This is a genomic window from Pelotomaculum terephthalicicum JT, from assembly GCF_022410535.1.
In the GTDB taxonomy this organism is placed as follows: domain Bacteria; phylum Bacillota; class Desulfotomaculia; order Desulfotomaculales; family Pelotomaculaceae; genus Pelotomaculum_D; species Pelotomaculum_D terephthalicicum.
In genome coordinates, this window is sequence record NZ_JAKNBL010000032.1 from 21,702 (window position 1) to 35,817 (window position 14,116).

12 protein-coding genes and 1 pseudogene are annotated in these 14,116 nt (G+C 44.8%); all 13 read left to right on the forward strand.

Features of this window, described 5'->3' with window-relative positions:
• Nucleotides 1-30: 30 nt before the first annotated feature.
• Complete coding sequence (gene pglX, locus L9W92_RS19550) at nt 31-3,987, forward strand: BREX-1 system adenine-specific DNA-methyltransferase PglX (protein WP_240084450.1); 3,957 nt, start codon at nt 31-33, stop codon at nt 3,985-3,987.
• Nucleotides 3,988-4,110: 123 nt separating this feature from the next.
• Nucleotides 4,111-4,374, forward strand: a complete 264-nt coding sequence (locus L9W92_RS14460; protein WP_240084451.1) for a type II toxin-antitoxin system RelB/DinJ family antitoxin — start codon at nt 4,111-4,113, stop codon at nt 4,372-4,374.
• Between the two features lie 3 nt (nt 4,375-4,377).
• Nucleotides 4,378-4,641, forward strand: a complete 264-nt coding sequence (locus L9W92_RS14465) for a Txe/YoeB family addiction module toxin (protein ID WP_240084452.1) — start codon at nt 4,378-4,380, stop codon at nt 4,639-4,641.
• A gap of 225 nt (nt 4,642-4,866) precedes the next feature.
• The gene (gene cmr1 / locus L9W92_RS14470) at nt 4,867-5,775 is read left to right on the forward strand and encodes a type III-B CRISPR module RAMP protein Cmr1 (protein ID WP_240084453.1); all 909 of its coding nucleotides are present in this window, start codon (nt 4,867-4,869) and stop codon (nt 5,773-5,775) included.
• Between the two features lie 16 nt (nt 5,776-5,791).
• Nucleotides 5,792-6,004, forward strand: a complete 213-nt coding sequence (locus tag L9W92_RS14475) for a hypothetical protein (RefSeq protein ID WP_240084454.1) — start codon at nt 5,792-5,794, stop codon at nt 6,002-6,004.
• A complete protein-coding gene (locus L9W92_RS14480) occupies nt 6,001-6,990 on the forward strand; it encodes a hypothetical protein (RefSeq protein ID WP_240084455.1) in 990 nt (329 codons plus the stop codon). Before L9W92_RS14475 ends, L9W92_RS14480 begins: the two co-directional genes overlap by 4 nt.
• A 7-nt stretch (nt 6,991-6,997) precedes the next feature.
• Nucleotides 6,998-7,276, forward strand: a complete 279-nt coding sequence (locus L9W92_RS14485) for a BREX-1 system adenine-specific DNA-methyltransferase PglX (RefSeq protein WP_240084456.1) — start codon at nt 6,998-7,000, stop codon at nt 7,274-7,276.
• A gap of 281 nt (nt 7,277-7,557) precedes the next feature.
• Nucleotides 7,558-10,104 (forward strand): BREX-1 system phosphatase PglZ type A, encoded by a 2,547-nt coding sequence (gene pglZ, locus L9W92_RS14490; RefSeq protein ID WP_240084457.1) that lies wholly within the window; start codon nt 7,558-7,560, stop codon nt 10,102-10,104.
• A gap of 11 nt (nt 10,105-10,115) precedes the next feature.
• Nucleotides 10,116-10,256: pseudogene (locus tag L9W92_RS14495) on the forward strand (anti-phage BREX system Lon protease BrxL); the annotation flags it as partial.
• Nucleotides 10,231-10,743: a hypothetical protein gene (locus L9W92_RS14500; protein WP_240084458.1), complete on the forward strand. Its 513-nt coding sequence runs from the start codon at nt 10,231-10,233 to the stop codon at nt 10,741-10,743. The pseudogene L9W92_RS14495 and the gene L9W92_RS14500, both read left to right, overlap by 26 nt.
• A complete protein-coding gene (locus L9W92_RS14505) occupies nt 10,740-12,200 on the forward strand; it encodes a hypothetical protein (protein WP_240084459.1) in 1,461 nt (486 codons plus the stop codon). The genes L9W92_RS14500 and L9W92_RS14505 overlap by 4 nt, the downstream gene beginning before the upstream one ends.
• 258 nt (nt 12,201-12,458) lie before the next feature.
• Nucleotides 12,459-12,896: a DUF8370 family protein gene (locus L9W92_RS14510; RefSeq protein WP_240084460.1), complete on the forward strand. Its 438-nt coding sequence runs from the start codon at nt 12,459-12,461 to the stop codon at nt 12,894-12,896.
• Nucleotides 12,897-13,210: 314 nt separating this feature from the next.
• Nucleotides 13,211-14,005, forward strand: a complete 795-nt coding sequence (locus L9W92_RS14515; protein WP_240084461.1) for a hypothetical protein — start codon at nt 13,211-13,213, stop codon at nt 14,003-14,005.
• Nucleotides 14,006-14,116 lie beyond the last annotated feature (111 nt).

Genomic DNA, 14,116 nt, shown 5'->3' on the forward strand with positions numbered 1-14,116 from the left:
TTCAATGAAGCGTACGAGAGGTTGGTATAAATGGATAAGACTGCAATTAAAAACTACGCCGTGGCGGCCCGCAGGAAGCTGATCGACGCCGTCCGCCAGAAGGCTTATCAACTATATATCCGCGAGGGGATGGCGCTCCCCCTTGAAGAGGCGAAAAGCGCCCTGATGAATGACGGCATTTTTCTGACAAACGGGCAGTATAAGTCACGCGAGCGTCTGGTAAGTGAAATCAGCCGCCGCGTGGATGAGCTTGGCAAGGAAAAGGGCTATAACGCCGTCATGGAGGAGATTGCCTACACCTGGTTCAACCGCCTCATCGCCCTGCGCTTCATGGAGGTCAACGACTATCTGCCCTCCGGCATCCGCATCCTTTCCAGCGTGGATGAAGGCCGCGCCGAGCCGGACGTTATCCGTGAAGCAGACCGGCTGGACTATGTGGATCAGGGCAAAATCGCCGAATATCGTGACTTGTCTTCCCAAAAGCTTTACAAATACATTCTTATTTCGCAATGCAACGCTCTTTCCTCCGTCCTGCCGGGGATGTTTGAGAAGATCGACGATTATACCGAACTTCTGCTGCCCGACGCCCTCTACGCAAAAGGCGGTATTGTCCATGACCTTGCCCACGGCATCGCCGAGGAGGATTTCCGCGATCAGGTGCAGATCATCGGCTGGCTGTATCAGTATTACATCTCCGAGAAAAAGGACGAGGTTTTTGCCGGGCTGAAAAAGAATATCAAAATCAACAAGGAGACCATCCCGGCCGCCACCCAGCTTTTTACGCCGGAGTGGATTGTCCGGTACATGGTGGAAAACTCGCTGGGGCGGGTTGTAGTGAGCAGTGGACAGTGGGCGGTGGACAGTGTCGAAGCTCTTAAATCCAACTGGAAATATTACATTGAAGAAGCGGAGCAAACAGATGAAGCGCGCCAACAACTGCTCACCGCACACTGCTCACTGTCCACTGATTTTCACATTGAAAATGTGAAAATCATCGACCCCTGCATGGGCAGTGGGCATATTCTGGTGTACGCCTTTGACGTGCTCTATCAGATATACTTCAGCCAGGGCTATGCCGAGCGGGAGATACCTAATCTCATTCTTCAAAACAATATATACGGGCTGGACATTGACAAGCGGGCGGCGCAGCTTGCCTATTTCGCGCTGATGATGAAGGCCCGCAGCTACAACCGCCGCTTTTTCCGCCAGCAGAATATACCTGACCCCCACGTCCACGCCGTCATCGAATCCGACGGGGCGCAGTTGCATCATCTTGAATACATGGGGCATGGGATGGATGAAACCGGGCGGCGGCAGTGCCGGGACGACCTGTCCTACCTGATCGGCCTTTTCGCCGACGCGCGGGAATACGGCTCCATCCTCAAAATTGACCGGGTGCTGGACTATGCCCGGCTCCGGCGCTTTGTGAAGGACTGCCGTTATGGACAGTTGGATATGTACACCAAGGGAATTGACCAGACCGAGCGGATCCTGCTTGAGATATTGGATATTGCGGAGATTATGACCCAAAAGTACGACGTGGTGGTGACCAATCCGCCGTATATGGGCGGGAGCGGCATGGGTCCGAAGCTGTCGGAATATGTGAAGAAGAATTATCCCGATAGTAAGAGCGATATGAGTACAGTCTTTATGGAAAGAACACTTGATATATGCAAGTCAAACGGATTTATGGCTATGATCAACATTCCGGTTTGGATGTTTTTATCGAGCTATGAAAGATTGAGAGAGAAATTACTTAAATCAAATACTATTGTCAATATGCTGCATTTTGGCAGAGGCGTTTTTGGCTCTGACTTTGGAACAACGGCGTTTATTGTTGAGAAAGCATATGTTACTGGTTATAAAACGATATATAGAAAATTATACCTCAAGCAAGGTGCTGTGGACAGTTTGGAGCAAAAAGAAAAGTGGTTCTTTTCTAATATAGGGAAATACATTGTTACGCAAGAAAACTACGAAAGAATTCCAGGTTTACCAATTGCATATGAACTTTCAGAAAAAGCATTGCTTCCCTTTACAAAAAATCCAGTATTAAAGGATATTGCATCTCCTAAAGCCGGGCTTGCTACAGGCGACAATATTTCTTTTCAGCGAAATTGGTTTGAGGTTGCGGTTTTCAGTATTGGATTCAACTATACAGATGTGAATGAGACACAATCGGGTCAACATAAATGGTTTCCATGTAATAGTGGTGGTGAATTTAGGAAATGGGCAACTAATAATGAATTAGTTGTTGACTGGCAATATGATGGGAAACGCATTAGGAGCTTTATAAATCCAGCAGGGAAACTTGCGGCTCGCCCACAGAATACAAGATACTATTTTAAGCGAGGGCTAACATGGAATAAAATAAGTGCATCAAAATTTGCTGTAAAATATAAGGATTCCGGCTCAATTTTTGATGATACAAGTCGTTCAGCATTCGTTGAAGACGAGAGCAAGTTGCTCTATATAATTGGATTTTTGTGCTCAAATGTATGCTTTGAGTATTTAAGGATACTTAATCCGAGCATGAGCTTTACAAATAGTGATTTAGAACGATTACCGATTGTTTTTTCTCAAGAACACTTTGAAATCATTAACGATCTTGTCGCTCAAAACATCGACATATCCCGCACAGATTGGGATAGCTTCGAGACTTCATGGGATTTTCGTGTGCATCCACTTGTAGGGTTAAAAATAGCTGACGTATTCGCGTGGGGAGATATCAAATCTTCAAGCCGAATTTCATCCGCTTTCAATGCTTGGGAATTATTCAGCGAAGGACAGTTTGAAAAGCTCAAATCCAACGAGGAAGAACTCAACCGTATTTTCATCGAAATCTACGGCCTTCAGGACGAGCTGACCCCAGAGGTGGAGGACAAGGACGTGACCATCCGCCGGGCAGACCTCTCGCGGGACATCCGCAGCTTCATTTCCTACGCCGTGGGCTGCATGTTCGGGCGGTACAGCCTGGACGAGCCGGGGCTGAAATTCGCCGGAGGCGAATTTAGTGAGCAGTGGGCAGTGGTTAGTGGGCAGTATTACCTGAAGGAGGTTCTGCGAGAATATGGGTGTGCAGAGTTACCAGGAACTGATCGTTTGGCAAAAGGCAATGCAACTGGTGAAAGCGGAGGGGCAGGCAAGGACATCGACAAAAGAATTCGCGCAATTCCTGTCGATAGCGCGGGGCTCCAAAGCGGAACTTCAGACACACCTGCTGATATGCGTAGAACTCGGATACCTTGCCGATATGGATATAAGGCAAGCGATGGAATTGTCGGAGGAAGTGGGCAAAATGCTGGTTGTCCTTATAAGGAAACTGCCCACTGCCCACTAACCACTGACCACTACGGCGTCGAATCCGACGCCGTCATCCCCATCGGGGCAAACGACTACTTCGACGACGACATCGTGGTGCGGTTTGTGGATTTTGTCCGCGTGGTGTATGGTGAGGATACCCTGCAAGAGAACCTTGACTTCATCGCGGATGCGCTGTATCCGAACGGAAACGGTACAGCGCGGGAGAAAATCCGCCGCTATTTCCTGAATGATTTCTACAAGGATCATGTGAAGACATATAAAAAAAAGCCCATCTACTGGCTGTTCGACAGCGGCAGGCAAAACGGCTTCAAGGCGCTTGTCTACCTGCACCGGTACGACAAGTTCACCGTGGCGCGTGTGCGCACCGATTACCTGCACCCGCTCCAGCGCAAGTACGAGTCGGAAATCGGACGGCTTCAGATGCTCACCGGCATCACGGAAAACGCCGGTGAAAAAGCGGCCTACCGCAAGGAAATCGAAGCCCTGCAAAAGAAGATCGAAGAGTGCCGGGTATACGATCAGGTAGTGGCGCATATCGCGCATCAGGCCATCGAACTTGACCTTGACGACGGCGTGAAGGTCAACTACGCCAAATTCCAAGGCGTCGAAGTGCCGAAGGACAATGGCAAAACCGTGAAAATGGACTTGCTGGCTAAGATTTGAGAGGGAGGATGGTATGTATTTAGAGCTTGATTGGAATTGCAAATAAAATTACGTGCAATCCATAGACAATGCGCATAGAATATAGTAAAATTACATATAATGTCAGTAAAAGGAGTGATTGCATTGGCTGAAACGACAAACTTGAATATTAGAATTGATAAAGAGTTAAAGGAACAGGCGGAAAAATTTTTTAATGAATTAGGCTTGAACATGACCACGGCGTTCAATATCTTTGTACGGCAATCCCTGCGTCAAGGCGGCATACCTTTTGAAATTACCTTAAATACAGACGCTTTTTATAGTCCCGCAAATATGAAAATTCTGCGGCAATCCATACAGGACGCAGAAGAGGGCAAACTAACAGCCCATGAATTAATTGAGGATTAACCAATGGAAAAGTTATGGACGGATAAAGCCTGGGAGGATTATTTATATTGGCAAATACAAGATAAAAAGACGCTGAAAAGGGTAAACCAACTCCTTCGGGATATTGACAGCAACGGCTATGATGGGATCGGCAAGCCGGAGCCTCTCCGGGGCGATGTGTCCGGGTGGTGGTCCCGGCGCATAGATAATACTAACCGGCTAGTATACCGCATCACTGACGGAAAAATCATCATAGCCGGTTGCCGTACACATTACGGCGATAAATGAGGGTAATCGGAACATGAACCTAACCGAAGTGAATAAATCTCTTCATAGAGGAAACTGACACGGCCGGCCACAGCTGAGCTATGACAGGCTTGTGGAGTAGGACGTTTTTATGCCGATTTTGAATTTGTTTCTAACTAACGCTGTTTAATTCGATCCAAAGGTGACAACCCATTTCGCATCGGTGAAGCAGGAAAAAGCTCTGAGGGGAGAGGTGACGAAATTTAAATGGAAACCATAAAACTGAAACTAAAAACCCCACTTTGGACAGGTGATATAGATACCAGGAGCGACATCGTCAGGGCTTCGGGTTTTATGGGGTCCCTGCGCTGGTGGACCGAGGCGCTAATGCGGGGGTTGGAAAAAACTTTTGTTTGCGATCCGGTTTCAGATGGGCGATGTCCCGAAAAAACGGAACAGCAAAAAAAAGAGATTTATTTTTACTGCCTGGGATGCCTCCTCTTTGGCGCCACCGGCTTGCAGCGCGCTTTTAAGATCCAGCTTGCCGGCGGCAAGAGTGTTTTTAACGATAACAGCCAGCCAATCAAAATTGTCCCCGGGGGGAGGACAAACGGCTGGCGCCTGGGCAGCGGACTTTGGGGGGATATAGACATATCCGTCATCCCTTACAAAGCTTATTTTGATCCAGTTTTAATCCTGTTGCCGCTTTTGGTTGCAACCCGCTGGGGCGGGCTCGGCGCCAGGACCCAGCATGGCTACGGCGTAACGGATATCGTTGGACAAGCGGAGTTGAAAGTGGAAGCAGCAGCGTTTTTTAATCAATTGACGACGATCAAAACTATGTTGCCTTCCGGATTTAAAATCCGGGAAGGAGCCGACAGTTTTGCTATGCCAAATTTGAAAGAGATGTTTTTCGCAAAAATACGTTTTACCGCCGAGGGGAATGATTGGTGGAAGGGCGTGGATGGAATTAGAGAACGGGGAAAAAGAGGTCAAAACGATTATTACCGGGGTTGGACGAAAGATTTTAAGATGAATAACTGGATAAAATCCGGCTCGGTCCCCATAGCTCCCGCAGTGAAAAACTGGCTGCGCTACGGCGGCGGAAAGGTTCTGTGGGAAAAAAACCAACAAAATATTATCACGCAAAGAGGAAAAAGGGACTGGAGAAATTAAAAACAACATTTTCAACTTGCTAAAAGAACAAAAGTTAATTACTAATAATTCTCCGGCCGATCTGACAGCTGAGCTAAGTAAAGAAAACGGCTTGTTATCAAATTTGGACGAATTATTCCTTGCAATTTTTTTAATCGAAAAAACACTTATTTATGCCCGTTATCATGCCAAGGCGCTGAAAAAAGAAGGCGCGGGGCAGCGGCTGAAAAGCGGTGGTGAGGCAGAATGAGCTGGAGTCTTTACACCTGGACCTTCCGTCTTCGCTCCCCTTTGCACGTTGGCTTTCACAAAACAATGCACCTTTTCCGCACCCGCCCTTATGCTCCGGGCAAGCTCGTCTGGGGAGCGCTGACGGCAAAGTTGGCACCTTTGTTTCCTTTGTCCGATTACTTGAAAACAGGCCAAGCCCTGGAAGAAGTCTTTCGTTTTAGCAATCTCTACCTTTACACCGGAGGCGATACGCTTTATCTCCCCCGTTACACTGAAAGAGAAGGACTGAAATTCGGCCTGGCGGACAAGCTTTTAACCCGGCGGGATTTTGAAAAGTACTTTTTTAGTTCCATGGCTTCCACCGCGGTCAAACCGGAAACTTTTACCGCTGAGGAGGGTTTGCTGCATCAAGTGGAGTTTATCAATCCATACCTTATTTCATCACGCACTGATGCTGATAACTTTACCCCTGTGTATTTAAGGGGACTATTATGGATAAAAAAACCTGCTGAAACAGCGGTATTTCAAGTAATTGAAAAAGACGGGGGTATTGTTCTGTCCCAAAACGATACAAACAGTGAAGTTAACTTTGCCGAGCTGGTCAAGCGTCTTCAGATCGGTGGAGAGCGAAAATATGGATTTGGGCTGCTGGAACTACAAGGGATTCCTGAGCAAATTTTGGGAAGCGATGGAAATGAGGCGATCAGGCTGCCCGGTTTCCCCGGACGGTGGCGCCCGGACAAAGAGGTGGTTCGCATCGGTCTTGGTCAGGATGAACCCCTTTGGGGCCATTTGTTAAGACCGGAAGAAGTTCCCTGCCGGGGTTTTTTAGAACCACTGGTGGGGAGAAATTGGGATATGGTAAAAGGCGCCGGCCAGAATATTAAAAGCGAAGGCTTGGCCTGGGCTCCCGGCTCTCTTCTGCAAGAAGCAAGAACTTTTGAAGTAACTCCACATGGTACATGGTTTGCGGACGGCGGTACAAGTTTGAAGGAAACAACATAATCCTGGAGTGTGTCGAATACGGTCGGAAATCGGGCGGCTTCAGATGCTCACCGGCATCACGGAAAACGCCGGTGAAAAAGCGGCCTACCGCAAGGAAATCGAAGCCCTGCGAAAGAAGATCGAAGAATGCCGGGCGTACGATCAGGTTGTGGCGCACATCGCGCATCAGGCTATCGAGCTTGACCTTGACGACGGCGTGACGGTGAACTACGCCATGTTCCAGGGCGTCGAAGTGCCGAGGGATGACGGCAAAACGATGAAAATGGATTTATTTGGGAAGATTTGAGGTATAATATAAATACAAGCATTCATATTAAAAAGAAAAGAGGATAAAGATGGTGAAATGCCGCGTTGTTTTCATGAGGCGGAGTATGCTCGTATTGCAATAAAACTTATACTCGTTATCAACGGTCATGAAATCGATTGGCTGAGTCCAATAAACGATGCATTGAAGAAGAAATTAAAACGGCAAATTAAGACGTGGAATCTGACAGTTGCCGTGCTGAATAATCAGTTGGCATACGAAAATCAGTTAATAAGCGTATAGCCGTAAAGGCTGGTGAAAAAATGAACCTGACCGAAGTGAAAAAAGCCCTTGAGCGGCAGTTTGCCCGCGAGCTCTCCCAGGGCAGCGTCCGCAACATCGTCTTCTGGTACGATGAGGAAGGGATTTTCGCCGGGGATATCGACTGCCTGGAACTTGAAGGCGTGAAGATCATCAAGCTTTATGACAACAACATGTTTGCCGTAAAGCTCTACATAGAGGAAACCGACACGGCCGGCAACCTGCTGGTTTATTCCCCGTTGCCCCGTCCGGCGAACAAGGAAAACTGGCTGGCCGACACCATCAAGTACAGCCAGACTTTTTCCACCGACGAAACGTCGCTGAACCTGCTGAACTTTAAGATCGACAGCGCCCTGCGCCATGTGGTGGCGCGTTACAAGCTGTTTTTCCGAAACAGCGAACGCTGCAAGCGGTTTGAGGGGTATCGGCTTGCGCCATATACCGAGACCAAAATTGACGTGGGGGTATTGTCAGCGCTCAGCAAGCTGCCCGCGCCCAATCTTGATCATGTTGTGAGAAAGCTGTTGATTGAGCTGGCAAACGGAGAAACCGCAATATACGACAGCATTGCCAGGTTTGGCAATGTGGACGCGCTATGGACACTGATCCAGAAGGCTTATGGCTATAACTTTCCTGAACAGAGCCTCGAAAAGCTGGCCATTATGCTGCTGGTCACGCATTTGTCCCACAGTATCAACGGCAACTTGCCGAAGGAATGGCAGACGTATGTGTCCTCAAACTCCAATTGCTTTGTGTTTGTAGATAACTTCATGAAGAATACCCGGCTTTGGGACGCGTATAACAAGCTTGCAGGCTTTGTGGCGGACAAACTGAACCTGAGTGGGCGCATACCGGAGTGGAACATTGACGAGATCATCGACTGTGATACCTTTGAGGAGTTCGACCACAGCATCATCAGCCGGATTTGCGAGAGGATCAGCCTGCAGGCGGGTGAATACGAACGATACCGCAAGGTCATCCACAGCCGGAGAAACCGGCGCTACTATCCGCAATTTGAAACAGAATACGACGCCTTATTGTACGCCTCCGAGTTCCTGGAGCTTGGCCGGAAGCACGCCGGCCTGCCGGGGCTTACCATGGCGAAGCTTTTTGAAAACTATCGGGAAGCCTACTACAAGCTGGACGGCAGTTACCGGCATTTCCTGCTGAGCTACGACAAGCTGGCGGAGCAGGACGGCTTTATTCCGCTTTTTGAAAAGGTGGAAAACTGTTATACCAATTGGTATCTGAATGAGCTTTCCATGAAATGGTGCGCGTTTCTGGATGACGGGACAGCATGGCAGGTTCCCGGCGTTACGCCGCAGCAGGGCTTCTATGAGAAGTATGTCAGGCGCTTTGTTTCCGACAATGAACGGCTGGTTGTCATTATCTCGGACGGCCTGCGCTACGAATCGGCGGTGGAATTGAACGCCATGCTTAACGGAGAACAAAAGGGGACCAGCAAGCTGGATGTGATGCTGGGTGTGATTCCGTCTTACACACCCTTGGGAATGGCGTCTCTTTTACCGCATAAGAGCATTGCCGTGACGGATAAAGCGGATATCGTCATCGACGGCATCTCCACCAAGGGAACAGAAAACCGGGAGAAAATCCTGAAGCTTGTGAAGGAAGAGTCTATTGCCATTACCTATGAAAATGTCATGAGCTTGACAAAGCGGCAAATGGCGGAGAAGTTTTCCGGCATGAAACTCATCTACATCTATCACAATACGATTGACGCGCGTGGTGATAACGCGGCCACCGAGCATGAGGTGTTCGAGGCTACGGAAAAGTGTTTTCGGGAGCTTTCCGGGCTTGTCAGGGCGCTTAGGAACAATATCAGCGCCATCAATATCCTGATTACCGCGGATCATGGGTACATTTACCGCCGGACGCCTCTTGCGGAAAGAGACAAGACCCCCAGGGAAGACGCTATCGGGATAGAATCGAAGCGCAGGTTCATTTTGACGAAAGCAGATGTCCATATTCAGGGAACACAGGCGTTTTCGCTGAATTACCTGGCAAAAGACAAGACGGATATCCGCGCCATCATTCCTCGTGCGACTAATTGCTTTAAGGCGCAAGGTTCCGGCAGTTGCTATGTTCACGGCGGGACAAGCCTGCAAGAGGTCGTTATACCGGTCGTTAAGTTTAAGAGTGACAAGAACCTCAGCCGCTCCATGAGCGCGAAGAAGGTGTCGTTGAATCTTACCAACCTGTCCCGGAAAATCACCAGCGTCATTACTCATCTGACCTTCTTCCAGAATGAGCCGGTAGGTGAAAAGCTTCTTCCTCTTCGTGTGACGGCGTATTTCGCGGATGAGGCCGGAAACAGGATTTCCAATGAGAATATCATCATCGCGGAGAGCACTAGTAGTAATCCCGGCAAGCGTACCTATAAAGAGAAGTTCACGCTGAAGGATATGGCGTATGACAAGGCAAAGGAGTATTATCTCATTCTCAAAGACGAAGATGAGCTTGTAAACAGGGAATATGCCAGAATCCCGTTTGTCATTGACCTTGTTTTCGGCGGCAGCATTCAGTTTTAGGAGGACGGGTTATGTTTGAAGAGAACGGCGAAAGCATAAATGCGTTGTTGTGTGATGCCTTCGCAGGAAAAATCGTCCGGAAAGATCTGACCAAAAAAATCAAGGAAGGCGCTAACGTGCCCGTCTATGTATTGGAATACCTGTTGGGGAAGTGCAAAGGGCCTTATTACCACAGAGAATGGTTCTCTTGAATCAAATAAAATGGTTCGAGATGCAATATTGCAAACAATAACAGCTTATGAGCGTAATAATCATGACGATCAACTCTCTCTATTTAGAGAGCAACCTTCAAATATTTGGAGTAATATAGGCTCAGGAGCTGCTTTTTGTGAACTTACACGCAGCTTTTTTGCTTCCTTTACAGATCGTTATTTAAAATATTATCTGGAACGTGAAGCAGCTAGTACAATTAATGATTACCGATCAATAGAGGTTTTTTCAAAAAAGCTATCTGAGCAAGCTGAAGCTATCTCACATCATGCATTTGAAACCTCAAAAATCATGCAATCCTTTGCGGCGGGCTGGTTTAATAATTATGCTAAAAATAATATCCCGCCAACAAAAGAAATAGTTGATTTTTTAAGAGTTTCCTTCGGAAAAATGCGAGAGGAATTTCGAAGGGAGGCTGATGAATTATGAATCTTCAGCCTTCTGTGGTTAATGTTTTCTGTGGAGAATTATCCGTAGCTCCCGAAAACAAAGAAGAAAAAAGTTTAAAACTATCTTATTTTGACCTGGAGAATTTTGATGCAAACATAAATATCGGTTTCAACAAGTTTATAAATGATATTGAAAGCCTTCCACCAAGAATAATTGATTTATTGGAGATAGCGGCATACGTGTTTTGTGCCGATAGAGCTGTGGATAGAGGCGAACGCAACAGTATAAATAACAATAGCTGGGCACGTTCCTTTCAGTTCTACATTCCCGTTAGAGATAACTTGTTCTGGTCGAACCCTAAAGTTTCTGCGGCTATTTCTAGTGCAATGGAATTCATGACCGGGGATAGAAAATATAGTTTCCAATTCGAAAAGTATGAGCAAATTCCTAACATCGTTCCCAATCACCAGCTATCTTTGTTTAATAATGAATACATAACAATCTCTGAGGCAAAGAATACCGAAGTTATGCTCTTTTCAGGAGGGTTAGACTCCTTAGCGGGAGTAATTGAATATCTCAATACCTTTAAAAGTAAGGAGCTTTGTCTTGTAAGTCATAAAGCTAATAACAGTGTGACACATACACAAAATAGCATTATCGGCTATCTGCAAAAAAGGTATAACCATAGGATTAAGCATTATAATTTTGAGTGTCATTTTAAAAAGAACACTCCTAGCAAAGAGGAAACTCAAAGGTCAAGAATGTTCTTATATTCAGCAATTGCGTTTGCAATCTGCAATTGTTATGAAAAGCAGGAGTTTTATGTTTATGAAAACGGAATAACAAGCATCAACCTACCCAAACAAGCGGATACTTTTAATGCGCGCGCCAGCAGGACGACACATCCAAAAGCTATTGCACTCCTTCAAAAGTTCTATCGCTATTTTAGCGAAGAGTTTTCGTTATTGACACCATACTCAAACAAGACAAAAGCTGATATACTCCAGATTTTTAAGAATAATAATGAGCAAAATATTATTTCAAGTTCTGTTTCCTGTAGTTCAACCAGAAACAAACCTGGTATTGCAGCCCATTGTGGCTGTTGTTCACAGTGTATTGATCGCAGATTTGCGGTTTTTGCTACAGAGCTTGAGGAATATGATGCAGAATATGCTGATGATTTTATTAGGCATATCCCTAATTCCGAAACAAGACAACGATTATATAATACCTTACGGTTAGCTGCAATGGAAGGAATGAAAAGCAAACAAGATTTTATTGAAAAATATATGGATGAAATAGCTGATATTATTGACTATACTCCAGGAAGTAACCCGGATGATAAAATGGATGATCTTTATAAACTGTTTTGCAGATTTGGTCAATCCGTTTTATTCGCTGCAAAAAGAATTCAAGCGCAGTGTGAGGATCTTAGCGCAAAAAACCCTAAAGACTCCCTACTTGAGATGCTTGCTACAAGGCTACTAATGGTATAGCTTCCGATATCACACTTGTCCCTAATGAGTTTGGGCTGTATTTTGTGGTCTATGATCCGGAGCGAAGGATTGGTTCAGATATGAAGTTTATAAGTAATCTAGAGAGTAAGAGAGAATCATGTTTTGTTCGCATTTATAGATAAGAAACTGAACAAGAAAATATCAGTTTGTTCTAGAATGAACGAATAATTAGAGGGCTCTTTTATTCAAAAAATATTTTTTGATAAAACAGGTATATAATTTTAAAGGAGGCTCTCAATGCTTTTTTCAGAAGAATATGGAATTACCTGCCTCGGCGATGAAGAATGGTTTGACCCCATTCTTCATCAAGATACATTGTTATTCATTGACCCTTTCGCAGTTTTTAAGTCAAATGATGATTTGTTCAAAGACAGTTATTCAGAGATAATGTATTTTTTTCAACAGGCATTTGAATTGATTGCTTCTTCCGGGGGTATTAAAAGTAATTTAAGTTATAAAAAGGCAGAATCAATATTGCTTTTTCCCGAAGTAAATGCTTTATGTCTAGGATATTCAAAAACAAGGCAAGGTTCTGGAACAGGACCAAAATGGGCAAAAACTTTAACCGCAAATATAAATAGTATTATTAGTCGAGGTGTTACGCATATATCACATTTTGAGGAATGTGCAATAGATAATCTTGTTAATGTGTTAAAATCAAATAATATCAGATAAAATATACTTGAGAAATAAAAGAAAAAGAATAATATTAAAAGTCCAACTTTTGCCCTTATAACTTACAACGAAAATTATATATACTTGAATAGGAACCCATTTGGAGATAATAAGCTAGTATATACATTTCCCAAATCTATTGCAGTGTCAGCTGCATCAAATGATTCATAGTGGGCAATAGTTAAAGAGATGCTCCCCGGTAGTTTTCTTATCTGATCTATTGATGTTGATGCAGTAATAGTAGGAAATGTTTATGTGTCGTGTTAAGAGTAATTTCTAATTTCAATTTTGCTTCCTTACAAGGAGGTATGGGAATGTCAGTAGACCCAAATATACAATGGATTTTCTCTGGTATTGGTGTACTAGCCTTAACATTGATTATTAATAAATTGATGCGTCATTTCCGTGAAAATGATTTTTCTCTAACTGCGAATAGCAAAGATTTTATTAATACAGGCGATTACAACACCAATGTTGTTGGTAACATGGTTAATATAATTAATGAAGCTATTCCAGAAAATATTGAAAAAAGTCAAGCTAGTGCTGCAGTGGATAGATTAATTGAGAAGTTTTATCAGGTTTATAGGGAACACGGAATTAACCTTGAACAAATACCCGGTTTTATTGGAAAAGAATTTGATTTTACATTCGCTGACCTGGAAGAAGAAAAAATGCGACTCAAGCTTTCAAATGAAATTATTGATTGGACGTGCAATAAGTTCGGCCTTAATAGAAGATGGTTTGATAATCAGAGTGATAGAATGTATCAGGATATTCAAGGGTACAAGCGGTCTTGGCAAATGATAGACTTCATAAGTGACCTGGTAGATGAAGTTGGATTGTATAAACATGAGTCAGATATTCATTTATCCGCAATTCGAGATTTTGAGTTAATGGAGGCCAATCAAAGTCCGGAAGAAGGGAAAGTATTGTTTATTCTTGAAGTGAAGGTCGGAGCCGTGAGTAGTGGTCCAGTTAGTAAATACATTTTCATTCGAGACGATTTTATTTGGTCATATCGAAAATCCAGGCATGAGGCCAAAAGACTAATTACTATTGCAAAAGCCTTTAGAATTAATACCTGGGGTTATAATGAGTATACCGGGTAAAACTGAACAGTTTGACCGCTAAGATTAAACAGTGTCCCCGTTTGAAACTGAACACCGGTTCCGAAGAAGTTGAACACTGGATATGGCCCTTCTGCTAAATTGAATTTATGC

Coding starts and splice junctions, on each gene's coding strand:
- L9W92_RS14505 (WP_240084459.1), top strand. CDS start 10,740: ATGAATCTTCAGCCTTCTGTGGTTAATGTTTTCTGTGGAGAATTATCC.
- L9W92_RS14480 (WP_240084455.1), top strand. CDS start 6,001: ATGAGCTGGAGTCTTTACACCTGGACCTTCCGTCTTCGCTCCCCTTTG.
- L9W92_RS14465 (WP_240084452.1), top strand. CDS start 4,378: ATGGAAAAGTTATGGACGGATAAAGCCTGGGAGGATTATTTATATTGG.
- pglZ (WP_240084457.1), top strand. CDS start 7,558: ATGAACCTGACCGAAGTGAAAAAAGCCCTTGAGCGGCAGTTTGCCCGC.
- L9W92_RS14510 (WP_240084460.1), top strand. CDS start 12,459: ATGCTTTTTTCAGAAGAATATGGAATTACCTGCCTCGGCGATGAAGAA.
- pglX (WP_240084450.1), top strand. CDS start 31: ATGGATAAGACTGCAATTAAAAACTACGCCGTGGCGGCCCGCAGGAAG.
- L9W92_RS14500 (WP_240084458.1), top strand. CDS start 10,231: ATGTATTGGAATACCTGTTGGGGAAGTGCAAAGGGCCTTATTACCACA.
- cmr1 (WP_240084453.1), top strand. CDS start 4,867: ATGGAAACCATAAAACTGAAACTAAAAACCCCACTTTGGACAGGTGAT.
- L9W92_RS14515 (WP_240084461.1), top strand. CDS start 13,211: ATGTCAGTAGACCCAAATATACAATGGATTTTCTCTGGTATTGGTGTA.